The 26,713-nt window shown below is 46.9% G+C and carries 27 protein-coding genes and 1 tRNA gene; 6 read left to right on the forward strand and 22 right to left on the reverse strand.

Annotation, left to right across the window (positions count from 1 at the left end):
- The first annotated feature begins 108 nt into the window (after nt 1-108).
- The 4 genes from ACRD67_RS04545 to ACRD67_RS04560 all read left to right on the forward strand — a co-directional run bounded on the left by ACRD67_RS04545 (nt 109) and on the right by ACRD67_RS04560 (nt 2,277).
- Entirely contained in the window at nt 109-777 is a 669-nt protein-coding gene (locus ACRD67_RS04545) for a hypothetical protein (RefSeq protein ID WP_430965852.1), read from the forward strand.
- Nucleotides 767-979, forward strand: coding sequence for a hypothetical protein (locus tag ACRD67_RS04550; RefSeq protein ID WP_430965853.1), 213 nt, complete (start codon nt 767-769; stop codon nt 977-979). The genes ACRD67_RS04545 and ACRD67_RS04550 overlap by 11 nt, the downstream gene beginning before the upstream one ends.
- A gap of 7 nt (nt 980-986) precedes the next feature.
- On the forward strand, nt 987-1,706 hold the full coding sequence (locus ACRD67_RS04555) for a head GIN domain-containing protein (protein ID WP_430965854.1): 720 nt from the start codon (nt 987-989) through the stop codon (nt 1,704-1,706).
- A 352-nt stretch (nt 1,707-2,058) separates the two neighbouring features.
- Nucleotides 2,059-2,277 carry a hypothetical protein gene (locus ACRD67_RS04560; RefSeq protein WP_430965855.1) on the forward strand — a complete coding sequence of 73 codons (219 nt, stop codon included), beginning with the start codon at nt 2,059-2,061 and terminating at the stop codon, nt 2,275-2,277.
- Between the two features lie 59 nt (nt 2,278-2,336).
- On the opposite strand, the gene ACRD67_RS04565 is transcribed toward ACRD67_RS04560, so the two are convergent.
- The 3 genes from ACRD67_RS04565 to ACRD67_RS04575 all read right to left on the reverse strand — a co-directional run bounded on the left by ACRD67_RS04565 (nt 2,337) and on the right by ACRD67_RS04575 (nt 3,908).
- Entirely contained in the window at nt 2,337-2,801 is a 465-nt protein-coding gene (locus ACRD67_RS04565; protein WP_430965856.1) for a DinB family protein, read from the reverse strand.
- A gap of 27 nt (nt 2,802-2,828) precedes the next feature.
- Nucleotides 2,829-3,269 carry a carboxymuconolactone decarboxylase family protein gene (locus ACRD67_RS04570; RefSeq protein WP_430965857.1) on the reverse strand — a complete coding sequence of 147 codons (441 nt, stop codon included), beginning with the start codon at nt 3,267-3,269 and terminating at the stop codon, nt 2,829-2,831.
- 63 nt (nt 3,270-3,332) lie between these two features.
- A complete protein-coding gene (locus ACRD67_RS04575) occupies nt 3,333-3,908 on the reverse strand; it encodes a Crp/Fnr family transcriptional regulator (protein ID WP_430965858.1) in 576 nt (191 codons plus the stop codon).
- A 359-nt stretch (nt 3,909-4,267) separates the two neighbouring features.
- Between ACRD67_RS04575 and ACRD67_RS04580 the strand changes: the two genes are divergently transcribed.
- Nucleotides 4,268-5,065, forward strand: coding sequence for a 3-keto-disaccharide hydrolase (locus ACRD67_RS04580; protein WP_430965859.1), 798 nt, complete (start codon nt 4,268-4,270; stop codon nt 5,063-5,065).
- A gap of 17 nt (nt 5,066-5,082) precedes the next feature.
- On the forward strand, nt 5,083-6,411 hold the full coding sequence (locus ACRD67_RS04585; protein WP_430965860.1) for a Gfo/Idh/MocA family protein: 1,329 nt from the start codon (nt 5,083-5,085) through the stop codon (nt 6,409-6,411).
- Nucleotides 6,412-6,479: 68 nt separating this feature from the next.
- Here the strand turns inward: ACRD67_RS04585 and ACRD67_RS04590 are convergent, their stop codons facing one another.
- From ACRD67_RS04590 to ACRD67_RS04680, 19 genes are all read right to left on the reverse strand, one after another.
- Entirely contained in the window at nt 6,480-6,956 is a 477-nt protein-coding gene (locus ACRD67_RS04590) for a nuclear transport factor 2 family protein (protein ID WP_430965861.1), read from the reverse strand.
- 97 nt (nt 6,957-7,053) lie between these two features.
- On the reverse strand, nt 7,054-7,779 hold the full coding sequence (locus ACRD67_RS04595; protein WP_430965862.1) for a YqjF family protein: 726 nt from the start codon (nt 7,777-7,779) through the stop codon (nt 7,054-7,056).
- A gap of 40 nt (nt 7,780-7,819) precedes the next feature.
- A complete protein-coding gene (locus ACRD67_RS04600; protein ID WP_430965863.1) occupies nt 7,820-8,386 on the reverse strand; it encodes a class I SAM-dependent methyltransferase in 567 nt (188 codons plus the stop codon).
- Nucleotides 8,387-8,530: 144 nt separating this feature from the next.
- Nucleotides 8,531-9,352, reverse strand: coding sequence for a DUF3179 domain-containing (seleno)protein (locus ACRD67_RS04605; protein WP_430965864.1), 822 nt, complete (start codon nt 9,350-9,352; stop codon nt 8,531-8,533).
- Nucleotides 9,353-9,462: 110 nt separating this feature from the next.
- On the reverse strand, nt 9,463-10,104 hold the full coding sequence (locus ACRD67_RS04610; RefSeq protein WP_430965865.1) for a class I SAM-dependent methyltransferase: 642 nt from the start codon (nt 10,102-10,104) through the stop codon (nt 9,463-9,465).
- A gap of 24 nt (nt 10,105-10,128) precedes the next feature.
- Nucleotides 10,129-10,506 carry a nuclear transport factor 2 family protein gene (locus ACRD67_RS04615; protein WP_430965866.1) on the reverse strand — a complete coding sequence of 126 codons (378 nt, stop codon included), beginning with the start codon at nt 10,504-10,506 and terminating at the stop codon, nt 10,129-10,131.
- A gap of 50 nt (nt 10,507-10,556) precedes the next feature.
- Nucleotides 10,557-11,087 carry a DUF4442 domain-containing protein gene (locus ACRD67_RS04620; RefSeq protein WP_430965867.1) on the reverse strand — a complete coding sequence of 177 codons (531 nt, stop codon included), beginning with the start codon at nt 11,085-11,087 and terminating at the stop codon, nt 10,557-10,559.
- A gap of 738 nt (nt 11,088-11,825) precedes the next feature.
- On the reverse strand, nt 11,826-12,578 hold the full coding sequence (locus ACRD67_RS04625; RefSeq protein ID WP_430965868.1) for a hypothetical protein: 753 nt from the start codon (nt 12,576-12,578) through the stop codon (nt 11,826-11,828).
- Nucleotides 12,571-13,266 (reverse strand): hypothetical protein, encoded by a 696-nt coding sequence (locus ACRD67_RS04630; protein ID WP_430965869.1) that lies wholly within the window; start codon nt 13,264-13,266, stop codon nt 12,571-12,573. The genes ACRD67_RS04625 and ACRD67_RS04630 overlap by 8 nt, the downstream gene beginning before the upstream one ends.
- A gap of 455 nt (nt 13,267-13,721) precedes the next feature.
- Nucleotides 13,722-15,002 (reverse strand): efflux RND transporter periplasmic adaptor subunit, encoded by a 1,281-nt coding sequence (locus ACRD67_RS04635; protein ID WP_430965870.1) that lies wholly within the window; start codon nt 15,000-15,002, stop codon nt 13,722-13,724.
- A 17-nt stretch (nt 15,003-15,019) separates the two neighbouring features.
- On the reverse strand, nt 15,020-17,524 hold the full coding sequence (locus tag ACRD67_RS04640; protein ID WP_430965871.1) for a heavy metal translocating P-type ATPase: 2,505 nt from the start codon (nt 17,522-17,524) through the stop codon (nt 15,020-15,022).
- 1 nt (nt 17,525) lies between these two features.
- A complete protein-coding gene (locus ACRD67_RS04645; RefSeq protein WP_430965872.1) occupies nt 17,526-18,065 on the reverse strand; it encodes a DUF3347 domain-containing protein in 540 nt (179 codons plus the stop codon).
- Nucleotides 18,066-18,136: 71 nt separating this feature from the next.
- A complete protein-coding gene (locus ACRD67_RS04650) occupies nt 18,137-19,357 on the reverse strand; it encodes a TolC family protein (RefSeq protein ID WP_430965873.1) in 1,221 nt (406 codons plus the stop codon).
- Nucleotides 19,354-23,121: an efflux RND transporter permease subunit gene (locus tag ACRD67_RS04655; RefSeq protein ID WP_430965874.1), complete on the reverse strand. Its 3,768-nt coding sequence runs from the start codon at nt 23,119-23,121 to the stop codon at nt 19,354-19,356. Before ACRD67_RS04655 ends, ACRD67_RS04650 begins: the two co-directional genes overlap by 4 nt.
- 108 nt (nt 23,122-23,229) lie before the next feature.
- Nucleotides 23,230-23,652: an HYC_CC_PP family protein gene (locus ACRD67_RS04660; protein ID WP_430965875.1), complete on the reverse strand. Its 423-nt coding sequence runs from the start codon at nt 23,650-23,652 to the stop codon at nt 23,230-23,232.
- Nucleotides 23,653-23,831: 179 nt separating this feature from the next.
- Nucleotides 23,832-24,023, reverse strand: coding sequence for a hypothetical protein (locus ACRD67_RS04665; protein ID WP_430965876.1), 192 nt, complete (start codon nt 24,021-24,023; stop codon nt 23,832-23,834).
- A gap of 454 nt (nt 24,024-24,477) precedes the next feature.
- A complete protein-coding gene (locus ACRD67_RS04670; protein ID WP_430965877.1) occupies nt 24,478-25,587 on the reverse strand; it encodes a Kelch repeat-containing protein in 1,110 nt (369 codons plus the stop codon).
- On the reverse strand, nt 25,523-26,107 hold the full coding sequence (locus ACRD67_RS04675) for a type 1 glutamine amidotransferase family protein (protein WP_430965878.1): 585 nt from the start codon (nt 26,105-26,107) through the stop codon (nt 25,523-25,525). The genes ACRD67_RS04670 and ACRD67_RS04675 overlap by 65 nt, the downstream gene beginning before the upstream one ends.
- A gap of 418 nt (nt 26,108-26,525) precedes the next feature.
- A tRNA-Leu gene (locus tag ACRD67_RS04680) sits at nt 26,526-26,610 on the reverse strand.
- Between the last annotated feature and the right edge of the window lie 103 nt (nt 26,611-26,713).

Here is a 26,713-nt window from a genome sequence, read left to right on the forward strand (position 1 = left end):
CAATGAAGATGGGCCCTTCGAAAAAATATCAAAAAAAACTTCAGGGACATGCAACTTTTTGGGAGGTAGCTTGTCTATTAGAGTATCAATCAAAAAAACACACTACACATGAAACAGCAAATACTAACGTTCCTGCTTCTCATTTTTGGTTCAAGCTTCCTGGCATGGGCCCAGGAACCTGATGATTATCTGGAATTCAATGACCGCAAGAACGTGGTACACGGAGTCTACCTTGGGATAACCACCCATATAGGTGAAGTTGATGGCAAGGAGACTTATTTGGCAGGAATAAAAATGGCCTATGTGGCCAATCAGCAATTTGAGGTGGGCTGGGCCGGTGTCGTATTTTATTCGCAACAAAATTTTAGGGATTTTGTTTTTTCCAACAACGAGGATGTCGCCGGGGGCTATGGCGGACTACATCTGGAACCCATTTTTTTTAGCAAATCCAGAGTAAACCTTTCCGTACCCATTTTAATAGGCGCCGGAGGCGTGGCCTATATAGATGGGGATAGGGTCTTTGATGATGATTTTGATGGCGACCCGGACGTGTCCGACGCCTTTTTTGTGGTAGAGCCAGGGCTGAACGCCTTGTTCAATGTTTCCCGCTTTTTGCAGTTGGAAGCTGGGGTGCGCTATCGGTTTGCCAGTAGAATAGGCCTAAGTCCGGGCCCTTTGACCCGGATCAGTGGTTTTTCCGCAGGTATCGGCATTAAGGTGGGGATATTCAATATGGGTAGAAATAGGTATAAAAAGAATATAAACAATGGAAAATAAAAACAAGGACAACAAGGATTTGGAAGTTAGGGGAATACCTACACAAGCCGTTTTTTCAGAAGGGAATACCGTCTTCTTAAAGAAGAATAATGTGATATCCCTGGAGACGGGTATGGAAGATGAGGAATGGTTCCCGGTAAATTTTCAATGGATACCGGTTATGGAACTACGGAAGAATTTACTGCAACAATCAAACAGTTGAAATCAAAATGAAAACAAGATTAACATATATAAGCCTAATCGTGGTATGCAGCTTGCTGTTTTCGTGCGATTTTGAGACCGTACGAGTCTCCGATGAGGTCACGACCAGGGAGGTTGGTTTTACGGATTATTCGGGCCTCCGCGTGTCAAACGCGTTTAATGCCTTTGTGACCTTTTCGGATACGGAAGAACGGATAGAGGTGGAAGCCAACAGGAATGTTCAGGATAGAATTAGTGTCAGCAAGGAAGGAGATCTATTGATCGTTAGATTGGACCGTAACACCAACCTCCGGGGAAATGTGACCTTGAACGTTTATATCACCACCAAAAACATTGAACGTTTTGAGGCTTCAGGAGCCTCCAACATCACCTTGGAAAATGCATTGGTGACCCCCGACATCGCCCTTAGGCTTTCGGGAGCATCCGGTTTTGAGGGAGAGGTAGATACGGAACGCCTACGATTACGCACCAGTGGGGCTTCCAGGGCCGATATTTTTGGTAGCGCTGACCATTTGGATGCCGATTTATCGGGCAGTAGCGACCTTCGTGATGATGATTTGGTAGTAACACGGCTGAGGATCGAGCTGTCAGGCGCAAGTGAGGCCTTTCTAACCGTAACGGATACCATAGATATAAGGGCTTCCGGAGCCAGTACCTTGAGTTTCAAGGGTGATGCGGTAATCCGCGAGCTTAGATTGTCCGATGCTTCCGAGATTATAAGAAGATAAGGGGAATACTTAAAACGTATACGAAAGCCTTGGCCATGCGGTTAAGGCTTTTTTTATGATAAAAGCATACCTGGATGCCCGTCCCAGTTCAGTGCCGGGGGCAAGCGCTCGATTTTACTTTTGAAGTTTTAGGTACTTCCAAGATCATCCTATATTGTTATCCAAAAATACGTCACAAGATCAAATTAGGTAAGTAGATACCTTTATCTTTTCCCACTTGTTGCCCTAGTTGCCCGCCTGTTACATCCCACTTTTTTATTGCCGTTTCCTTTATTCTTTTTGTAGTAGACATGGCCCTTATGGAACGCCAACAGCGCCGTATGGGTATAAAGTCCAAACCAAAAACAAAGATATGAAACAACTAAACCTGGCCGTCCTGCTATTGTTTTCCTTAGGCCTAATGGCACAAGAACCCAAATTGGACCTGCATAATGGGGATGTACTCAAGTGCTTGGTACAATCCGCCGAAAATGCGGGCTGGAAGCTGATCAAAAATTATTACAACAGCAAAGGCAAACTGGTATTGGTATTTACAAAAGCCGGAAAAACCAAGGAATACGTCAGTAAATAGGAACTTCCGCCCAAAAAGGAATACCCAACAGGGAGAAACAACACTTCCAAAGACTATGATTATGTGCTATAGGCCTTGATCAAACGAAAAATGGTGTAAAAATGGTGCGCCTCGTGCAGCAGAAAGAACTCCGTCCAGTCCAATAGGGTCAATTCACCAAATTTAGGGTGTGTTCCTACCTTTTTTTCTTGGCTTTCCTTTAGAGCGGTGAGGTGTTGTGCCATGTCATTTCTAAGCAATTTGGTCCTTTGGACAATTACAGCGGTATCCAGATCCGCCCATTTCATAAAATAGGGGTCTGCTTCTGCACTGTATCGTTCAAAATGGGATTCCGTATTTTTCAAAATGCGGTCCACCCTATCCGAAAAAACTTCATGATAGCGCCCCAAATGTGCTATGTTTTCATGGATCGACCATTTTTCGGTCTCATGTCTTTTCTTGATGAACGCAGCAGACAGTCCATGGATCAAATCCCCTAGCTGATCGTACTGGTTCCAGAGTCTATACGCCGCGGATGCCGTCATTTGAAATCTTGTTTTTATAAAGGTACGTCAGTTGCCAATAGGTTTATGTGTGCTAATGGCGATCCTGTTCCAAGCATTAATGGTTGTTATGGCCATGATGATCTGCGAAAAATAGTTGGCATCAAAATGTTCAATCGCCTTTTGATAGGTTTCAACGGTCAATCCGTTGAGGTGTATCAAGGTCACTTCCTCCGTAATTTGCAGTAGCGTTTTTTCCTCTTCCGTAAACATATCGGTGTGTCGCCATGCATCGAGTAAAAAAAGACGTTGTTGGTCTTCGCCATTTTTCAGGGCCTCCTTGGTATGCATGTCAATACAAAAGGCACATCCGTTTATTTGGGAGACTCTAATTTTAATAAGATCCTTATGCATCTTGCTCAATTGGCCCTGCTGTAAATAACCCTCCAAGGCAAACATGGCTTTGTACGCCAAGGGTTCTGCTGCATCAATTTGAATTCTCTTGTCCATTTTTGTACGTTTTTAAGTTGACGTAAAACTATGGGTGGACAGGCAGAAAAAACTTAAACTGGTTTAAGAACGTTTCTTAGCTCTAATTTCACTAACATATTCGGGCGTAAGGCCCAAAAAGGAAGCAATCAAATATTGAGGTACCCTTTGGGCAAATTCAGGGAACTGCTCGGTAAAATGAAAGTACATTTCCTCTTTGGTAAGATCGTAAATATATTTCATCCGCATTAGGGAAGCGCCGTACGAAATTTCGTAAATGATTCTAAAATATTTTTCAAGGGCTGGAAAAAAAGATAACAGTTGCACTTGCTTATCATAGGTAATCGATAGTATTTGGGTGTCCTCAACAGCCTGAATGGCGAAATCAGTTACGATCCGATGGTGGTACGCCAGATAATCGGCCATCCACCAGTTTTCAATGGCGAATTGAACCGTTCGTTCCGCTCCCCTATCGTTTAAATAGAACATTTGAAGACATCCGTCCAAAACAAAATGATTGGAATTGCTTAGGGTGCCCGCTTCCACAACCATTTCCTTTTTGTTTAAGGTATGTGGATCAAAGAAGGGAAGAATCTCCCTAAAATCCTCCTCGGTAATCGTTATAAACCGGTTAATATGCTCAAAAAACTGTTTTGACATTTTTGTTCAATTGTTCGTACAAGGTTTGCCCCCTGAACTTTTTCTTGGGTTGGGTTAAATAGTAAAGGTAATGCATAGGGTTTATTTTTGGGCAGACGGGGTCACAGGTCTACCCCATTGCGTGCCTTAAAAATGTTTTTTTATTCCATTACCCCATTTAGTACCCCACTTTTTATGCGGTTGCTTCTTTCTTTGTTTAAAAATTCCCGAAATTTAGTTCTAGGTTTAGAGTGAAAATGAGGGCAGGACCTTACGCAAGGTCTATTGGAAAGATCAAATGAGGCAAGGCAGTATGGATGATAGAACCATGGCACCGCTTGAAACAATACATTAACGTTTACTCAATAAATCCGATACAAATGATCAGAAAGATTTTATTTTTAGCGCTTGCAGTTAGCATGTATGCCTGTAAAACAGAACCCAAAAAAGCGGACCCGGCAACGGAGGCCGATACAAAATCGGTGACGGAATCGGATGACTGGATCGTCCTGTTCGATGGCAAAAGTACAGAAGGCTGGCGAGCCTATAATGGGGATGCCCTACCTCCCGGCTGGGTGGCCAGGGACGGTGCGTTGACCTTTGACACCGAATTGGGGTTGGAGCAGGATTACGAGGGTGGAAAGGATATCATCTATGGTGCCGAGGAGTTCGACAATTTTGAGCTGTATTTGGAATGGAAACTTCCCGAAGGCGGAAACAGCGGTATTTTTTATCACCTCAAGGAAGGGCATAAAAGCCCTCCCGAAGTGTCTCCCGAATATCAATTGATCGATGATGTCAATTATGCCAGGATACACGATCTTACCGAATACAACAAAAGCCTGGGATATACGGAAAATCCGGGCGAGCTAAAACCTTTGCAGCAGACCGGGTCGGACTATGCCATGCACGCAGCAGACCCCAATGGAAAAATACTGAACCCCATAGGTGAATGGAACTCTTCCAAAATCGTGTTCACCCCTGAAAAGGTAGAGCACTGGCTCAATGGCAAAAAAGTCCTATCTTTTGTACCCTGGTCCGAGGACTGGTACGAAAGAAAGAACTCGGAGAAATGGAAAAATAGCGAAGATTACGGCAAGTATAAAACGGGCTTCATAGGATTGCAGGACCATGCCAGTCCCATATGGTTCAAAAACATCAAAATCAAAAAATTATAATTCAAAATACCAAGAAAATGAACAAAAGGGATTTTATTAAAAAAAGTAGCTTGGGCGCTTTGGGGATTGCGATGGCACCTTCCTTGTTGGCCAGAACAAATTTCCACAACCGCCTGCGAACCGCGCATATCGGTTTGGGGTTTCAGGGTGTGGAGGATCTGGAGGCGATTTCTTCCCATAAACTGGTGGATGTTGTTGCCTTATGCGATGTGGACGCCAATAATCTGGCTGCCGCACATAAATTGCACCCTACCGCCAAGGTGTTTGCCGATTACAGAACCATGCTGAATGAAATGGGCAACGACATTGATGCGGTAATCGTATCCACACCAGACCATACACATGCGCCTGCATCCGTAATGGCCATGAATATGGATAAACCGGTGTATTGCCAGAAACCTTTGACACACCATGTGTCCGAAGCAAGGGCGATGACCAAGTTGGCCAAGGAGAAAAATCTGGTGACCCAAATGGGTATCCAGGTGCATTCCTTTTACGATTATAAACTGGCCACGCTTTTGATACAATCCGGGATTATTGGCAAAGTACATACCGTACGGGCCTGGTCGCCCAAAAACTGGGGTTACGATGGAAAAGCGCCGGAAGGTAGCGATCCCGTACCAGAACACTTGGATTGGAACCTTTGGTTGGGCACCTCTGCGGAACGTCCGTATAAGGAAGGGGTCTACCATCCAGGAAACTGGAGAAAATTAATGGATTACGGCTGTGGTACGCTTGGGGATATGGGCGTTCATATTTTTGATACCCCCTATAACGCCTTGGAACTCGATGTTCCCCGTACCATTAAAAATGAATGCAGGAAGCCCACGGGCTTTGGGTATCCGGAGAACAACATTGTTACCTATGAATTCCCAGGGACCAAACATACCGCGGAAACCCTCAAATGGGTGTGGTATGACGGGCCTGGTGCACCAAAAAGCCATAAGGACCTGAAATTGCCGGACGGTGAAGCGCTCCATGATCAGGGTGCTATGTTTATGGGTGAAAAAGGCAGACTGTACCTGCCCCACTTCCTTAAATTGCCAAAGTTGATCGTAGATGGAAAGTACCAGGAAATGGATGTTGAGTCCTTTAATTTGGGAACTCCGAAAAGAGATTATGCGACCGAAGGAAAAAAACACTACCACCAGTTTGTGGAGGCGTGCTTTGGCAGGGAGGAGTGTTCCGCACCGTTTTCCTATGCCTCCCGTTTGACCGAAACTATTCTTTTAGGAGTGATAGCCGGACGTTTCCCGAACAAAACGCTGCACTGGGATAACAGTACGGCACGCTTTTCGGAGGAAGAGGCCAATCAGTATTTGGAGTCGCCCTACCGGGATTTCTAATGGCTCAAAAAGGACAAAAAATACCCCCTGTATTCTTTTCATTATAGCAAAAAGCATGCGGGGGGTTCTTATTTACTATCCATGGGATGAATATTCACCCTATAAAGTAACCATTTGCCGTTCCTTTTGATCCAGATTTCCGAAAGGGCCGCTTTTGAGGTAGAGGTGTCCCCTTTTGGACCTAAATAGGTTTCGGTGACAATTCTACGGGTGTGCGCAAGGGAATCCAGGACCAAAATTTCAAGGTATTGCTGTTTTCGGTCCGAAACACGCCACCCATCGGCAAACCATTCCGCAATGCCCTCGATCCACTTTTCCTTTTTGTTGGTGACCTCACTGCCAATGGTCCATCTACTGAAATCATCGGCCAGTAAGTCTCCGTAAGCCTCGGCACCGCCACCCCCGGGAGCGGTGGTTGCCGATAAGCGACTTATGACATCCACGATTTCTTTTTGCTCAGGGGACCACGAATCCTGGCCGTACCCTACAACGGATAAACACAGTGCGATCAGCACTATGCCCATTACTTTTGATTTGTATTTCATGTTCTCGTTCTTTGATTAATGACACCCCAAGGGCGGGCCTAAAAGAAAGCCATTTAAAGGTATAAAATTTTTGCCGTAATGGTGGATAGCGCGGTGTTTAACCCCATTTGTATGTATGCTTTCCCCAGGCCAACACCTGAACGCCTTCCGAGTAATGGACCTTGGCCGGATTCCCTTTTAGCAAGGCATCAAATCGTTTGTAATCGACGTTCAAGTTTTTAAGCTCAATGGCGTTTGTAGGCCATGGAACATGATGAATTTCAAAGGCATTTATGCCATCGCTCGCATCTTGGAACAACGCATATCGTTCCGTTAACCAGGCATCCAATTCGGTTTTATCAGTTTTCCCATCGGAAAGTTCATAGCTTATGGCCAATTGGTCTTGAAACACGGCATTGGACGATCGGTAAAGGCCATTTTCCCGATGCATTTTGGAAAAGCGGTATGGCAGTCCGGATATTCCTTTGGCAATGGCACAGGAAGCACGCTTACCGCCCTCGATGCTCAGGAAATAGACCCCCGCTTTGCCCTTGTGTTTCACATAGGATCGGATATTGATTTCATCAAAATTTGAAATTGGCGAAAAGGGAGGGAGGTATTTCGGTCTAATTTTTTCCATGGAAAAGGCGACCACGGAAATCCAAGGTTTGCCGTCATAAAGATCAATTTCCAATTCCTTGGGGATAAATTTTTGCAGTTCCTGCACGTCGGTCTGCCAATGTAGAAAAATGGCGCGATTCCATTCTTGGTAAAATTTCCACTTTTGATTGGGAAGTTGCCAAGGACGATGGTCCGTTTGTGTTAAGATTTCATTTGTCGTCATTGTTGTGCCGCCTTCTTATACCCTATGGTTCTGACCCATCTTATTTTTCAACTACGATCATGCTGTACTTCGTTGTGGAGCTATGTCCGCTCTCGTCATCTTTGTAGACGTATGGGAATTTCTCATCGGCAATTCTTTTATGTCCTTCCTGGGTATTGATCGTGTCGTTCAAAATGGTCACTTTCTTTCCGGTATCCTGAATGCAGAATACCACCAGGCAACCCTTTTTGATCTTTGACAGGATATTTTTTATAAGTCCCGTTTCTTTTTTCAGGTCTTTTTTCTCGAAATGGAACATACTGTCCAATAGCACATAATCGTAGTTGATATAATCATGGAACATATATATATCCGAAACAATTCCCCTCAATGTCAAATTTTCGGTTTTGGCCATCCGGTTCATTTGCGCTATACCTACTTTGGAGTTGTCAATTCCTACGACGTCAAAGCCCATCCGGGCCAGCGGTATGGCATCTCGTCCCTGGCCACAGCCCAGATCCAACACCTTTCCTTTCTTTGCGAATTTGGAAAAAAAGGCGATCAACTCGGGATAGGGTTCCCCGAACAGATTTTCTGTCTTATAATAATTGTCGTATGCTACAGCCATTCAGATTTTGTCCTGTTAAAAACAATAGTTGGGCCCCGGCATGGCTTGGAATTTGCCAGCTAAATCCAAGCAGGGTCAAAATGGGTTTCTTTTGGGCCAAAGAACCGGCCAAGCTAACTTATGGTCATTGTTGGTAAACAACTTCTATGGGTCCATGGAATAATTTTCCGTAATGGATGAAACATCCTCCAGTTTTTTCCAATGCGATGGTCTTTCATAGTCCTGACCCGATATGAGTACCTGGACATTGGGATATGAGGCTTTGACCTCTTCCCATGTGGTATCTATCCAATGGGCTTCGTCCATTTCCAAAAGGGCAACACCCTTAAGCCGTCCGGAAACCGCCTTTCCGATAAGCGGCCACCATAGGCTTTCTGTTTCCCTGTCCCACAGTACAAATCCGTCAAGCCCGTTCCACACCTCCTTGTCATAGTAGGTATAACCGCTTAAGGCAAAGGTCAATTCCTCATCACCGTATTGCCGTTCATAGATTGCTCCCAAATCGGCTAGAATGCAGTAGACGGCCATGATGGGTTTTCCATCTAAAACATCATTGACCACTTCGTGTCGGGTAAGATCCTTCACGGAATATGCTTTTACCTCCTTTCCGGAATACGCTACTAAAAATCTGGTACTGTCCGCCCAAATGGAATCGGCCTGCCGTACCGAAGTGAACTCCGGTTCAAGTAGGGCAGGAAACTTTTCCCGGCCTATCCCATAATGAAATTGGCCATCTTTGAGTTCATATCCAGTAATATCAAAATGCTGGTCATCCTTTTCTCCGCCGTACAGCATTTTTTTTCCATCGACCTCAAAGAATTTACCATTTTCTAGGGCTACCGGACGCTTTTTCTTTACTGTCTCTTCGGTCTTTTTCGTTTTTGGAAGCTCCTTTTTTTGTTGTTTACAGCTGAGGATCACTACTACGGACAGTAGCAAAATAAGACTCTTAATAATCGTTTTCATGAGGTTTACTTAAGGTTGGACCTTGATTTCTTTGTATACTCGAAATTGGGCTGATTTAAAGGTAATATTTTTAAAGTTTGTAGCACAAGATTTTCAAACTATGGCATTTGTCAGTGGTTTTTCTGCCAGACCAGGCCCCTAAAGCCATGTTCGTACCGTTTAAATTGCAGCAAATGATATTCCGGGAAGAGTTGTTCCAACTCCCGATCCTTGAAATTGATGGAGGTTATTCCCTTTGTTGGGTTATCGCTCTTCTTTAGGATGGCAAGCTGATCTTGGGCCATATAGGGGTTAAAGAGGGCGTAGAGGATGCCGTTGGGGTTTAATTGGGCGTTGATCTGCTGCTTGACGATGTTGAGTTCTTCGGAGCTGATATTGTCCAGGATCTTGGCTGCCAAAATCCCGTCGAAACTTTGGTTTTGAAAAGGATGGTCGGTCAAAGGTGCGCAGCTAAAAACAACCTCTTGCCCTTCTTTTTTGGCCCAGTCCTGGGCAAAATCTATCGCCTTTTGGGAGAAGTCGAACCCGGTCACTTTTACCCCCGCTTTACTGAGGAACAGGGCCCAAATACCGATACCGCAACCAAGGTCCAGCACGGTTTGCACCCGGTGTTCCTTAAAATGGTCCAGGCAATCCCGCATGGATTCCGAGGGTGCGGTCCGCGTCCATGCTTCCGGAACCTCGGAGAATATGCTATCCCAAATGCCCTGGTCAGTTATATTGTACTTTCGTTTATTGGCTTGCTTGTCCATATCGTGGATAGCGGTTGTTTCCTATCAGTACATCGTATTTGGATTTGCAGAACGTTCGGGAATCTGTTGGATGGAATCCCAGTGCTCGCATATTTTCCCGTTTTCATCAAAACGAAAAAAGTCCATAGTGATATATTCATCATTTCCAGGCCATATTTGGTGCGTATGTAGTGCTACCAAGTCTCCTTCGGCAATACAGCGAACGAATGCGATGGATTTGTCCGGATATTCCCTTTGCATTCGTTCAAAATAATCGATAAATCCCTGGATGCCATCGGCCACGTCCGGGTTATGCTGAATATATTCCTCGCCCACATACTTGGCTATGGCTTCCTTGGGATTCCCTTCATAGGCCATTTTGTAGAAGGCTATGGCATTTTCCTTGTTCTTTTCTAAACTCATTTGCCTGGTTTTAATTGCTGCCCATAGTCTTATGCGCATCGTAGTCTTTATCAACTACTGCTTTTGGATTTTTGTCTTTTCTTTTTGTAATAGGCCTTATCCGCAATATAGATTGTTTTCCGTACTTCACAATACACCTTGGTCCTGGTCTTGTCCGTAAGTAAGGTGGTCTTTAAGATCTCTATTTCGGTTTCCTGGGCCACGCGTTTCCGGATGCTGTCCAATTCGTCCGGGGTATAGGTAAAGTCCGCATAGAGGTGTTCCCTTGCCGGGCGTTTAAAGAAAATCTGGGCAGATTTGTCCCAGACCACGTAGTCGTCCCCTAAAACATTGATCAGTTGCACCATGGGAATGGGGTCTACGGCCGAAAACATACTGCCCCCAAAAATGGAGTTCACATAATTTTTGTTCTTATAACTAAGTGGAAGTTTTATGCTCACCTGCATCAGATCCTTGGATACATGGACCACCCTGGCCGTGCTGCGCCGGTACATGGGCGATAGGTTAAAGCCAACTTTGAAAAGCTTGCCCTTCCCTACGTATTTTGAACCTAGTTCGAATAGTTTTTGATAGACGGACATTTATGTTTTTTGCTGTTGTTTTTAAAGGGTGCAAACCAGTGCTTAGGGCGAATCCTTTGCATATTGAATAAAGATAATTGATCGGAAGGGTTTTCCCTTTGTTATGGGGGCGAAATATCGCTTGCTAGTCGTACTGGAGATTCCTCGCAGGCTCGGAATGACAAAGGGGAATAGAATATAGTGCCATTCAGAATGCCGTGCCCGAAGCAAGCGGGAAGCAGAGAATCTATTAAATGCCGACCTGCACTACACGAAAATGTCACATCGAGCGCAGTCGAGATGTCTTACAACGACTCCTAAGGAGTTCTCGACTGCGCTCGAACGGACAAAAGGGTGTATAGTGTCATTTAGGGCCAGCGAAGAATCTATGCGGTACACCAGCACGTAAAAAAAGCCACAGCTTTATCGCTGTGGCCCACTGCTTTGGATTGCATTGGTCCGCCTTTGGTGGACATCCATGCTTGCGGAGCATTAAACTTTGGTCAAGCGCTTGTTCATTACTATTTGTTAGCGATTATAATGGATGGAAAGTACACAATGCGCCCTGTCCCCGCAACTGGAGGTTGTAGTCCTGCTTCCAGACATACAAAATAAGGGTACAACGTGGGTCTGACACCTACCTGATTGATGAGCGTGCATACATGATGTATAGGTACCATCCAGTAAAGCTGATAATGAAGATTATCAATCACTTTAATGCATTGGCTCAAGCAGTGTCCCGGTGCCCTGTTTAATCAACTATACCGTGGGTTTCTTTGATTTGATCAATGCCTGGACCTTGATTAATGCTGTCTTTATAGCATCAGATTTGCTCTTTTTGAGCATTAGGTCAATTTTTCGCTCCAAAGGTGCAAAGTTCGCGTCAGGATTCAGTTCGACCAGTTCAGTAAAGTAGGTATCAATTCCTGCGGCAAGTAACTTCCGTCCGTCCTCGGAAAATGCATTTTCATCGTTTATTTCATCCAGGTAAATGTTGAAGTTGCTGATTAGGGTGTTAACGTTGGAATTAAGGTTATTTTTTACCCGGATGGAATTTGGGTCATCGGAACTTGCCAGGATCTCATCATTTCCCAGTTTAAAATATTTTAGCTGAAGGCCTAGTCCAAAATGCCATACTTTGAGCATTTCCTTACCGTACAAATAGTTGTCCTGCACATCTCGCGATTGGTAAATATCATGCATTTCCTTCCATTGTTTAAAGAAGCCGGAGGCAACCCCATTTCTATGTTTTAAGCCCAACTCCTCATCGTCCAATACCACTTTATAATTTTGATGGTCGGTCAGTTTTTCAACGATTATCCTGGTCGTGGGATCATCTAGTGATGGCAGTTTTTCATCATTTTCATAGCCGTAGTTCAATTCAAGAGTAACTTTTTCATAGTCCTCGATGCTCCAGAACCTCTTTTCAATAGGAAATTTGTGTTCTTCGGTCTTGCAGCTTACTATTAATAGACAGATGACTACTTGAATTATGATTTTTGTTTTAGTCATTAATTTGGACTTTTGGTTTTTCGTATTCAGCAAATAAATTTAATAAACTATCCACAGTTCTTTCATATTTTTTTTGTTCCCTAAAAACATAGCTGTGGAAGGTGTCGTAGTCATATTTGCTTTGAAATTGTCGTTCTTCCAACCAAGTATGGTCTATGATTTCCTGAATTTCATTTTTAAGTGGTCCTTGTAGGTCAGCGATTTTCTTTTTTGCCTTTCTCGAGTATAGTTCGGTGATTTTGAAATGGTATACTTCATGACTAAGCAATTCCTTGCTGTTTGAATGTGAATTATAAACAAAAGACCTGGATGGGTGGAACAATGCCCTGACACGTACCGAATCGTCTTTGATTTCGCTTTCTATAGTTGTGACTACATAGGCAAAGCGTTTATTTCCATACAATGATTTTTTAAAGAATTCAAGTCCCCTGAAATTTTCAAATGTTATTTGATCTACTCTATCATAAGTAATTGGACTTTCGTAATCTAGAAAATTTACACGGGTAAGAATGGAAAAGGCGATGACAAGTGGGAGGAGTATTAGAAAACTATATTTCATAATTCTCTTGAATTTCCTAAGCGGAATTTTATTACCTTTTTTACTTTCCCTGATGACAATTATCAACTGATAAAATACAGGAGAAAAGTAAAGCCCTAAAACTAAAATGATGATAAGGATATCATTCATAGGTAAGGAATCATTTTAGTGGGGTATAACATGCCGTATCGGGATAATCATATCCGAATACCCTGGAATTACTAACGTACTATGATGAGAAAAGACCACGGTCAAAGTTGTGGCTTTTTTCTTGAACCAAAAAATGGATTTCTACAATTTATGTTTTACATAGAAATTTCCTGGGAATTAGTCCTCCTCAAAAAACAAAAAACACAAAGCTGCAGCTTTCCTAAAATACATATCCAGGGAATACAAAGCATATCTTTGAGAGGTGCAAAACACATCTTTAAGAGGTCCAAAGCACATCTCTAAAAGACCCAAAGCACATCTTTGAGAGGTTCAAACCCTATCTCTGGCAGATTCAAACCCTATCTCTGGCAGATTTAAAATAAATCCCTGGCAAATTTTAAATACATCTTTGGCGGATTTTTAAAGAATATCCAAATACCGGGCCTGCGAGGAATCTATTCCACACCTTCATGCCCTTCATGACCGGTCGTCGTTTGCCCACCTTCCTTGTTCATCATGGATTTTTTACCCTTCAGTTGTGCCGCGGCATCCACGGTAAAGGTGCCGTGCGTCACAATTTCATCCCCGTTTTCCAAGCCAGACACTATGCTATACCCCCCATCAAGGGCATCGCCCAGGCTTACTTCCCGCATTTCAAAGGTAGGTTCATCGGCATCTACCTTCACGTAGACCACCGACCTTTTACCCGTCCAAAGAACGGCACTTTCCGGAATGATCAGGGTAGTCGTTGCCGTATCGGGAGCCACCGCCAAGGTACCCGCTACGAACATACCGGGTTTTAACTGTCCTTCGCTATTCTTCAATACGGCCCTGACTTCGATCGTCCTGGTAGCTGAATTTAGCACAGGATTGATGAAGGAAATCTTGGCTTTGTATTTTTTATCGGGATAGGAGTTTAACACCATATCGATTTCCTCCCCTTTCTTTAGGCGCCCCACTTGGTTCTCGTAGGCATCAAAAACCGCCCAGACCGTCCTTAAGTCGGCTACTTTGAAAATGGGATGGCCATCGGCAATGTGGGCCCCTTCGGAGACCATGATTTCGCTGACCACCCCGGAAACATGGGCATATATGGTAAAGGCCGTTTGTACCTTGCCCGAGGCCTCTATTTGGGACAGTTGCGAATCGGGGATCTTCCAGTTCCTAAACTTGTTCCTGACCGCTGCGTAGAGTTCGGGTTGGGAATCCTTCAACCGATAGGCCGTGATCAATTCTTGCTGGGCCGCGACCAGTTCAGGAGAATAAATCTGGGCTATGGCCTGACCCATATGGACCTTTTCGCCCAGGGTCTTGATGAACAGCTTATCGATCCGCCCATTAAAATGTGCCGGTTGGGTGGCCATTTCATCCACATTTTCAGCTATTTTTCCTGAAAGCTTTAGCGAATTGCTCCCCACTGATCCACTGCCCACCACGGTGGTTTGTATATCGGCCAAAGCCATGGCGTTTTCCGTCATTTTAAACTGATCTTTGGCCAGCCCGTCATCGCTGGAGGCGGCAGGGATCAGATCCATGGCACAAATGGGGCAATCGCCCGGTTCTGGCTGCATGATCTGTGGGTGCATGGAGCAGGTCCACATCTGGCCCGATGCCATTTCCTGGCCGTGGTCGTGTTCCTCGGCCGAAGCCCCATCGGAAGTATCCCCGAAAATCAGATACCCGGCCAGCAGCCCTACGATTGCTGCAATAATGCTGTATAAAACGTTCTTCTTCATGATATGAAATATTTTATTTATTCAATTGCTGTTGTACGTAACCTCAAGGCATTGGCAATGACCGAGACCGAGCTAAAACTCATGGCCGCGGCCGCGATCATAGGGGAAAGCAATATTCCGAAAAAGGGGAACAGCACGCCCGCCGCGATCGGCACCCCAAGGGTGTTGTAAACAAGGGCAAAAAATAAGTTCTGCTTAATGTTCTTCAACACCTTGTCACTTAAGTTCCTCGCCTTTACAATGCCCTGCAGATCCCCTTTCACCAAGGTTATAGTAGCGCTTTCAATGGCCACATCGGTTCCCGTGCCCATGGCAATGCCTACGTCACTTTTGGCCAGGGCCGGGGCGTCGTTGATACCGTCCCCCGCCATGGCGACCACCTTTCCGTTGGCCTGGAGTTTTTCGACCTCCATTAATTTATCCGCCGGAAGCATGCCCGCCTTAAAATGGGTCAGTTTCAATTCATCGGCGACCGCCTTGGCCGTGTCCGAATTGTCGCCTGTAAGCATAATGACGTCAATGCCTTTCCGCTGCAGCTCGGCAATGGCCCTTCTGCTGCTTTCCTTGATTTTGTCACTGATGACCACTAGGCCCACCGTTTCACCGGCAACGGACAAAAAGGAGACCGTCTTGCCCTGCTTTTGATAGTTCTGGGCCTTTTTCCTTAGGGTTTCGGGTGTAGTGGCTCCAGTATCTTCCATCATTTTATCGTTCCCCAAGAAAATCTTTTTCCCGTTTACATTTCCCGCTACACCTTTTCCGGTAATGGCATGGAAGCCATCTGCCTTTAAAGGTTCAATTCCCTGTTCCCTTCCATAGTTTACCGTGGCCTGGGCCAGTGGATGTTCGCTCAATTGGTTCAAGGATACGATGTATTGAAGCACCTCCTTTTCCGACAGGGAACCGTCAGTCGCATCTATGGTTTCCACCGTAGGCCTGCCCTCTGTTAGGGTTCCCGTTTTATCCACGATCAGGGTGTCCACCGTATGCATTTTCTCCAACGCCTCGGCATTTTTGATCAATACCCCGTGCTGTGCACCCTTGCCAACACCTACCATCACAGACATGGGGGTGGCCAGCCCCAAAGCGCAGGGGCAGGCAATGATCAAGACCGCAATGGCATTGACCAGGGCGTAGACATAGGCCGGTTCAGGTCCCCAAAGGGCCCAAACCCCAAAAGTGACCACAGCGATAAGCACCACTATGGGCACAAAGTAGGCCGATACCTTGTCCGCTAGATTTTGGATGGGCGCCCTACTTCGACTGGCTTCGTTCACCATATGGATAATTTGGGAAAGCAGCGTATCCGATCCTATCTTTTCGGCCCGCATCAAAAAGGAGCTGTTGCCGTTGATGGTACCACTGCTGACCCTATCCCCTTCGGATTTGTCCACCGGAATGGGTTCGCCCGTGATCATGGATTCGTCCACAGCACTGTGCCCTTCCGTCAGCACACCGTCTACGGGGATCTTGTCCCCTGGTTTTACCCGAAGGATATCGCCCAGGACGATTTGGTCCAGACCAATTTCCTCTTCCACACCCTCCTTGATTCGTATGGCGGTGTTGGGGGCCAGTTTCAACAATTCCTTTACCGCGGAATTCGTTTTACCGTGTGCCCGTGCTTCCAGCACCTGTCCCATAAGGACTAGGGTGAGAATGACCGCGGCCGCTTCGAAATACACGTGTACACTGCCCGATGCGGTTTTGAACTGTGCCGGGAAGAAATCGGGAAAAAACAGCCCGAAAATGCTAAAGAGCCAGGCCACGCCCGCCCCGATACCGATAAGGGTGAACATATTGAGGTTCCAGGTCTTGATACTTCGGTAGGCCCGTTCAAAGAACATCCAGGTAGCGTGGAACACTACCGGAAGGGAAAGCCCAAACTGCACCCAGTTCCAGGTGTTTTGATCTAGGAGGTCATAAAGCGGATTATGGGCCAGCATTTCGGACATCGCTATCAAAAAGATGGGCAGGGTAAAGGCCACGGCGATCCAAAACTTCTTCAACAACTTTCTGTAGGTCTTCTCCTCGGCGGAAAGACTGGGTTCCATGGGCACCAGATCCATGCCACATATGGGACAGCTTCCCGCTTGGTCCTTAACGATTTCGGGATGCATGGGACAGGTCCATTGCACTGAAGTTGTAGCCGATAAATTTTGTTCTTCCACCAGATCCATACCACAGACGGGGCAGTCCCCCGGACGGTCGTAGGTGGTATCGCCCTCGCAGTGCATGGGACAGTAAAAGGTTCCCGTTCCCTTGCCCTTAGGTTCGTCTGCTTGTTTTTTGGAAGTGTGGTGGTGTTCCCCAAGTTCGTGGATACTGTACCGGCCCCCATGGTTTTCCAGGGCTTCCCGGAACTTGTCAAGGGGGATGGCGGCTTCCATTTCTATGGTGGCTTCCGCCTTTTCCAGGTCTACGGACACCTTGGACACACCCGCCACTTGGGAGAGCGTTTGCTCTACGTGATTGCTGCAACCCTTACAGCTCATTCCGTGTATGTGATAGGTGTGCTGTGTCATCTTAGTTTGTTAGGGTTTCCACAACGCTACCACATTTCAGCATCTTATCCCCGTAATACGGGTTCCGGATTTCCTGCACATCGGAGATCCAATACCCGCCCTTGCCTTCAAAGGCCATGGGGCAGAATTGTTTGTAGATGCTTCCCTCCGAAAGGGATTCCGCGAACAAGGGCTCTATCGCTGCGGTAAGATCGGAAAACAAGGCGCGTTGCTTTTCAATATCCGCTGCATCGGCCATGGCCAATGCCATGGACTTCATTTCCACCTGTTCTTCAGGTAGACTGCTTCCAAGCTTTCCGGCTGCCGTTAGTACTTCATCGGCCTGGGAACGCACCAGGGCCTTTCGCAATTGTTGGTAATCATGGAAAACTTTTCCGGCCCTTTCGTCCGAAAAGGAGGCATCCGCGACAGCAATGGTTTGCGGCGCTGTTTTTTCTGCCTCTTGTTTGTGCTTTTGCTGCCCACAGGAGGCCAGGACCAGGATTGTTCCAATGGCCAAATAGTTGTATGTAAACGTGAATTTCATTTTTCTTAGGTTCATAGGTATTGAATTTAATTGAATTATCGGGTTTAAAATAATTGTATTCCGTTTTTATCTGTACTGAATTCATTTCAGTATTGATCCGTGAGATAGTTGATGGCCGCCGTTTGTCCGTAAAAGTTTTTAACGGCCTCTATTTGGTTCATCTGGAACTTTAACTGTAGTTCCTGAATGTCCAGCACATCGTTGAAATCGATAGTGCCGGTCTCATAATTCTTGACCAGGATTTCCTCGGCATCCCTGGCCTGCTTTAGGTTGACCGACTGGGTACGATGCTTTATCCTTGCTGCCTCGCGACCAGCAATGGCATTATGGAGCACCGTTTCCAGGAGGTTTCTACGATGTTCCCTTTGTGCGTTTATTTCTTCCTGCTGCATTTTGTGCTGTATGGATCGGGATTTGTACTTGGTATTAAAGATGGGGATGGAGAGGGAAACCGCTGGCATGAAAATATCCTTGCCGTTATCGCTAAAATTGAGCCCGGCCCTGTCCGCCACAGGGATATAGTCCAGCCCAAAGCCAAGGTTGGGATTGGCCTCCTTTTGGTTCAGGAGTTCGGACTGGGCGACGGATTCGTACAGGCGATCGTACTTTTCCAGTTCGGGATGCAGCCCGAGTGTTGTGCTTGCCTGTGGGAAATCTTCGGTAATCAATAAACTATCTACGACTGCAATGGCCAGGACTTCATCTCGGTTCAGCAAGTTGTTGAACGCACGGCTTTCCGCGAATTGTTCCTGCGCCAAAATAGCTTTCTGCTCTTGCAGTTCGTTCTGGCGGATTTGTAGGCGGAGCACATCCACTGCCGAGGCATTGCCAACCTCCACTGAGGTCAATGCCAATTGTTCAAAGGTTTTCAGGAGCTGGATGTTTTCTTCCAGGGCCTCCTGTATTTCCTTGATGGCATAGAGCTTGTAGTACGATTGGGACACAGATAGCCGCAATTTCCGTTTGGTGATCGCAATGTCCAGATAGTCCACCTCGGCCAGGGAAGTCGCATAGTTTTCCCTCGCCGTAATGGTCCCGAACCAGGGCAGCATCTGTTTCACGGAGAACCGAGCTTTTTGTGCGCCGGTACGTGTTTCCGGTTCACTGACGAACAGTCCCGCACTCACTTCCGTGTTGGGCAGCGCTTGGGATTCCTTTACTTTTTCCTTGGCGATGTTGTACCGGATTTCAAAGGCCTGTACCTCAGGATTATTGGCTTCCGCCTCCTGTAGGTACGCTTCCAGGCTTTGGGCCTGGGTAGCGTTGCATAACAACAACGCCACTGCTATGTTCAGTATTTTCTTCATCGATTTTCACTTTTAAGTTGCCATTCGTTTTTCCAACTGTACAGCACGGGCACCACCAATAAGGTAATGAGGGCGATGAGCATGCCGCCAAAGGAGGGAATGGCCATAGGTATCATAATATCACTGCCCCGTCCGGTGGAGGTCAGTACGGGCAACAAGGCCAAGAGCGTCGTTGCCGTGGTCATCAAACAGGGCCTGATGCGCTTTTCACCGGCCTCTACGACCGACGCGCGAATGCTTTCCAAGGTTTTTGGCCTGTTCCGGTCAAAGGTCTGGCGCAGGTAGGTGGCCATGATCACCCCATCATCGGTAGCAATACCAAAAAGGGCAATAAAACCGACCCATACGGCCACACTTAGGTTAATGGGATGCATCTGGAACAGCTCCCGGAGGTTTTCCCCGAAGAAGCCAAAATTTAGGAACCAATCCTGGCCATAGCACCAAATCATCAGAAAACCGCCCGCAAAAGCCACCGCAATGCCCGAGAATACCATCAAGGAGGTAGCCACGGAACGGAATTGGAAGTACAGGATCAGAAAGATGATCAATAGGGCCAAGGGTACTACCATAGTGAGTGTCTTTTCTGCCCGCAACTGGTTTTCATAGGTTCCCGTGAATTGATAGTTAATACCTTTTGGGACTACCAATTGCCCTTGATCTATTCTTTGTTGGATCAAGGCTTGGGCATTTTCCACCACATCCACTTCCGCATAACCGCTTAGCTTATCAAAAAGCACATAGCCCACCAAAAAGGTATCCTCACTTTTAATGACCTGCGGTCCCTGTTCATAGCGCAGGCTAACGAGTTCACTTAAGGGAACAGGACTGCCTTTGGCCACGGGCACGTAGATGTTCTTGATGTCGGTCGGGTTTTCCCGGAGTTCCCTGGGGTAGCGCACCCGTACCCCATAACGTTCCCGGCCCTCAACAGTCTGGGTCAGGGTCATACCCCCAATGGCGACTTCCAGTACTTGTTGCACATCTTCGATAAGGATACCGTACCGGGCCAGGGCCTCTCGGTCAATATCGATAAGGAGATAGGGTTTGCCTACGATCCTATCGGCAAATACGGCTTCGTCCTTTACACCGTCCACTTCCTTCAAGATTTCCTCAAGGGCAAGGCCAAAAGCTTCGATCTGTGCCAGGTCTTGACCCTTTACCTTGATACCCATGGGTGCCCGCATCCCTGTTTGCAGCATCACCAGTCGCGTCTCAATGGGCTGTAATTTGGGTGCGGAGGTGACCCCCGGCAGGCGTGTAACGCGCACGATTTCGTTCCAGATATCGTTGGGCGATTGGATTTCGGGCCGCCAGTTACGGAAGTATTCGCCATTGGCGTCCGGAATCAGTTTCCCACCGGACACCGGGAAGGTCGTGGAGATGTTTTCCCTTTGACTTTCCAAAATGTTGTTGGGCACCTGGGCATTTGGATTTAGGAGCAGACCGCCATCCTTCAGTACAAAAAGGCCATTTTCGTCCACCTGAAAGCGCTGGCGTTTCCCCGCTTCGTTCCGCATGTACTCCGATTTGTACTGGATCAGGTTTTCGTACATGGATAGGGGGGCGGGATCCAGGGCCGATTCGGTACGTCCGGCCTTGCCCACTACCGTTTCAATTTCCGGAATGCTGGCCACGGCCATGTCCAACTGCTGCAGCACCCGTTTGTTTTCGGCTACCCCGGCATGGGGCAGGGAAGTGGGCATCAGCAGGAAGGAACCCTCGTTCAGGGCCGGCATGAACTCCTTGCCCGTATTCCGCATGATCATCACACCAAAGACCACCAAAAGTGTGGGAATGGAAAGGAACAGCAATTTGTTTTGCAGGGCCCATTGCAGGATCTGTGTATAGTATTTTCTAAAGAGCGTGAAAACTGCCAACAATATAAAACAGATCCCCCCTACAAATATTAAGTTGATAGGAATGCTCCGGTCAAAGCCCAAGGGCCGCCAATAGGTCGCCAAAAGCAGTACGATGGTCACTACGGAAACGAGCATATTGACCCGGTTGGCCCGTTTATCGGACAGTACAAAGTCTATGCGTAACTGCGACGCCACCACCGAATTTTTAAGCAGGCCTACGATACCAAAGGCCACAAGGACCAATCCCAGCCAGTAACCATACACCATCCCCAGGATTCCGAGAATGATAAATAAACCGTTCAGCACAGTTCCTCCCATGTTTTTACCCTTTTTCTTCCGGAAAAGATAGGCCGCAAAGGGAGGTATCAGGAATAGGGCCACGATGATGGATGCGGTGAGCGCAAAGGTCTTGGTAAAGGCCAGGGGGCGGAAGAGTTTGCCTTCGGCCCCGATCATGGTAAATACCGGGATAAAACTGATGATGGTGGTGAGTACTGCGGTCAGGATGGCACCGGATACCTCCGCCGATGCATTGTACACCACCGTGTTTATCGGAAGTTTGTCCTTGTTCTCGTCCAGATGCCGAATGATGTTTTCGGAGAGTATGACCCCCACGTCCACCATGGTCCCGATAGCGATTGCGATTCCGGAAAGCGCAACGATGTTGGCGTCTACCCCAAAGAGTTTCATGGCGATAAAGACCATCAATACCGCAACAGGGAGCAAGCCGGAGATCAGCACGGACGCCCTAAGGTTGAATACCATAAGGACAATGACCAAGACGGTGATGAGTATTTCAAAGGTCAGGGCGTCATTGAGCGTTCCCAGAGTTTCCTGTATAAGTTCTGTTCGGTCGTAAAACGGCACTACGGTCAGTTGGGAGGTACGGCCATCGGCCAGGGTTTTGGACGGCAGTCCGGCACTGAGTTCCACAATCTTGTCCTTTACGTTGTTGATAACCTCCAAGGGATTGGCCCCATACCGGGCAACAACGACCCCTCCCACGACTTCGGCACCTTCCTTGTCCAGAATACCACGACGCACCGCAGGGCCCAGGGAAACCTTGGCAATGTCTTTCACCCGGATAGAAGTGTATTCCTCCGAGGCAACCACGGTATTTTTGATGTCCTCCAGGGATTTTACATAACCCAGCCCCCGCACCAGGTATTCCGCCTGATTGATTTCCAAGGTCTGTGCCCCGATATCCCGATTACTCTGTTTAACGGCCCTGACCACCTGATGTAGGCCAATGTTATACTGCTTCATCAATTCGGGATCTACATCTATTTGGTACTCCTGCACAAAGCCCCCGATAGAAGCTACCTCGGAAACACCGCTCGCTCCTGACAGGGCGTACTTCACGTAGTAGTCCTGTGTGCTGCGCAGTTCCTGTAAGTCCCAGCCTCCGGTAACCTTTCCTTCCTGGTCCCTACCTTCCAGGGTGTACCAGAAAATCTGTCCCAATCCGGTGGCATCCGGCCCCAGGGTGGGCTGTACGCCATCGGGCAAAAGACCGCTGGGTAACGAGTTCAACTTTTCCAGGATTCGGCTGCGGCTCCAGTAGAATTCTACCCCTTCCTCAAAAATGATGTAGATGCTGGAGAAGCCGAACATGGAGGAACTCCGTACGGTCCGTACCCCTGGAATGCCCAGTAGGGAGGAGGTGAGGGGATAGGAGATCTGGTCTTCGATATCCTGGGGAGAGCGCCCCGGCCATTGGGTGAAAACGATCTGTTGATTTTCGCCAATATCGGGGATGGCATCCACCGCCACAGGATTACTGGGCAAGAAGCCCGTATCCCAGTTGAAGGGTGCGTTAACGGTACCCCAGCCCACAAAAAGGAGGAGCATCAGGAGGGCTACCAGTTTGTTCTCGATAAGAAATTTAATGCCTTTGTTGAGCATATGAATGATTGTTAAACAGTTGGAAATTGGCTAGGCCAAAACGGTACAAAAACAGGTTTGGCCCAAGAACAGCGATGGCTGTTGGGCTCAGGTGTCCAATGTTTAACATCAAATGAGGAAGGTCTGATCTAGGATCTGCACGTCCCGTATCAGAGGAGGGGGATTGTAATCGGTATAGGGAACAACATTTTCGTCATAGCCCTCAAAGTGTTGCAGATAGGTATAGGTAAAAGCAACGAGAAATTGCTGTTGATCTAGGGAAAGCTGGTCCAAAGAAATCTTTAAGTCGTCCTGACCTTCGATTACGACTTCAATGTCCGTACAACAGTCCATTTCCATAGCCATTGCGGCACATTCACCCGAAGGTTTGGGCATATTGGCCTTCATCATGCAGGTATCCACGGTGTCCGTAAAGCTAAAATCGACCAAATGGTCCCCGCAATAGTGCATATCCACAGCAAACGACATGGTAGAACAGAGCACGATCAGTGCCATGGTAAAAGCTGCTATTTTATGAAGGATAGCTTTCATTTGCATACAAAACTACAAAAAATGGCCATTTATTGTATGGTTTAACAGAAGTTTAAAGGGGGCGGAGGGCCGAGTTTCGATCTCGGAAGTGGCCCGATACATTAATTTATGGCCATAGCTAGCTGAGTAGGCCTTCTATGATCCTATCAACAATTTTCTTCCAAACTGGTCTTTCGCGATTAACTGCGGGCTTCTTGACTGGTTGTTTCTTCAGATTCAACGCCCTTGTCAGGATGTTCTTTTGCAATCACATCGTCATGTACATTGGTAAGGGCATAAACACTCAAGATGGTAATGGAACCACCAATAGCAGTAGTTAATAAAAGTAAAAGAGTCAGCATGGTCTTGTTTTTGGGTAATTTTAGTTTCACTATATTGAATTTTGGGGAGGATTATAGACTGATTGTTCAAATTTCCAGTCTTTCAAATATAACAAATCTATCCGATTAATCCTACTTTTTTTGTCATCTCGTTTTATACAGATTTCGGGTCAAAATAGGAGGTACTGGTTGCTTTAATTTGGTATCTCCCACTCTGTCTGTACCACAACACCTTTAGGCGGTTGCGGGGATCAAGAAGGATGATTTCTCCTATCGCAGTTGGAAATGTATGTGGTCGTCATGTCTAACAGCCCCACAGCCATGAACCCGAGAGCGCGGATTTATAATCCGTGCGATAATGATACGAAAGCAATGACCTCCCAAGTTGGAGCTGTGGTTTTTCTTTTTATATATGCTAGGAAGGCAATGAAGGTCAGACTGTGGCACGGATTGTAAATCCGCGCCAACAAGTATTTTAATGTGACTCGGGTTTATTTGGTGCCGCTCAATGCCCATTTTTTACGCGTTTTAGGGGCTTGGTCGTTGTTATGTTTTGCCACGCATTATTGCTGAACTCCCACATATCACCAAAGACGTTTTTTCCGTCATGACCGCCAAAGAGGAGCATTCTTTTGTTTTTTTCATCGTAGACCATGCCACTGTGATTTCTGGGACTGGGGCCGGTTTCCGTTTGTAAGGGTGTCCAGGTATTGTTTTGAAACGCCCAGGTTTCATCGGTCCTGGATTTTCCGTTCCATCCCCCAAAGCGAAGCAATCGCTTTTGGTCTGTATCATAAGCCATGCAAGCGTTGAACATGCCCGGAGGTTGTTCAACGGCCAGTTTATCCCAACTATCTCCCTTCCAAATCCAGGTCTCTCCCTTTAACGGGCCATACTGCTTGTCTACCGTACTGCCACCAAAAAGGGTCACGGATTTGATCTCCGGGTCATAGGCCATGACCACACCATGTCTTGCAGAGGGTCCGTTCTCCGAGGCCAAATGCCAATTATCCTCGTAAAATTCCCAGGTATCCCCAAGTTTTATATAGTTGCCTTCCTGGATGGTATAGCCCCCGAACAGCACCATTCTTTGTCGTTCTACATCGTACACCATGGAAGCTTCTGCCCTGACCGTTGGAGCATTTTCCGTAGGTATTTTTTGCCAACTCCCATCCTTAAACTGCCAGGTGTCATTATATAGATTTTTCGAGCTAGCCTCCTTCCCGAATAGGACTTTGCTACCACCGAAGAGGAGGATCCTGTTTTCCTGTGGGTCATAGGCCATGGCGGCAAAGGTCCGTGGCTGCGGTGCATTTTCTACGGACACCTTTTGCCAATTAGCGCTTTCCAAAACCCATAGGTCGGATTTCACCTCGCGTTCATCGGCCCCGGCGAAAAGATAAATGCTGGCCTCCTGCACATGATAGACCATGGAATGCGCATTCCTCACAGTAAGGGGATCGACAGAAACTTTGGATGGCTCCTGGGGACAAAGGCTGGAACTACCGAAGAGCAGCATAGAGAAGGCAAGAATGACATAGCTACGCATGCTATTCTTCCGTCCAAATACCGTGTTTGAAAAGTTGAAACCACTTTTCGGCTTCTTTTTGATCATAGATATTGAGTTTTATAAAAAGCTCCCGAGCAAATTCTTGGGGAGCGGTTCCATTGGCGGAGATGATGTTCCCATCGGTGATGGCGGGGATATTTTTGTACTTTTTTTCTCCCTGGTAATGGGGGGCCGCGGCCTTTAAATAGTTGAGGTCGTTGCTGGTATGACCAATGTGGTCCAAATAGCCACGTTGCCCCAAGAACGTGGTGGCCGCACATATGGCAGCAATGGTTTTGTTGGCCGCATTGAGCCGTTCTACCAACGCATCAATTCCCACAATTTCGTTTTTTTCCCATGCCGTTCCGCCCGGGAGTACAAGCGCTGAAACTGCTTCGATTCCCAGCTGCTCCAACAATAGATCGGATCTCACCCGTAATCCACCCATGGAGGTGACTTCCGGGGCATGCACAGTAAAAAATTTGACCGTAGACTTTTCGCTTTTATTTAATTCGGGCGTTAAATAGGCGATTTCCCAGTCGGAGAATCCATCGAAAAGTAATATGTATACGTTGGCGGTTTTCATAGTGCTTGCCTTGTTCCTCTAAGATAACAAATCCTATGTTCTTGTCCGAACCACATTTACGAAGCACTGCGAGGGTGTACTCGAGGCGGGTACCGCCTTTGGCGGCAGTGGACACAAGTCCCTTTTTGTTCCACTCCGTTCCACAAAAAAAGCCCTTACTGTCGTAAGAGCTTCTCTCGTTGTACTTAAGGTTTGAGTCTTGACCGAAACCGATAAAAAAAATTTAACAAGCGCTCAAAACAAAAAAAGTCAAAGCATGGGCTTTGACTTTTGCATTCATCTGTATCGCGTGCACCGAAGCACTGCGAGGGTGTACTCGAGGCGGGTACCGCCGTTGGCGGCAGGGAACACAAGTCCCTTTTTGTTCCACTCCGTTCCACAAAAAAAGCCCTTACTGTCGTAAGAGCTTCTCTCGTTGTACTCGAGGCGGGACTTGAACCCGCACGGCCGCAATGGCCATTGGATTTTAAGTCCAACGTGTCTACCAATTCCACCACTCGAGCAGACTTTCTACCCTTGGTAGAACGTGGATAATGAGCGAAAAACGGGATTCGAATGCTGACGAAGCTTTCGCTTGTCCGCACCGCGACTTCCGCAGGGCGGAAC

This window comes from Eudoraea algarum, from assembly GCF_050589645.1.
Taxonomy (GTDB): Bacteria; Bacteroidota; Bacteroidia; order Flavobacteriales; family Flavobacteriaceae; genus JBNGOQ01.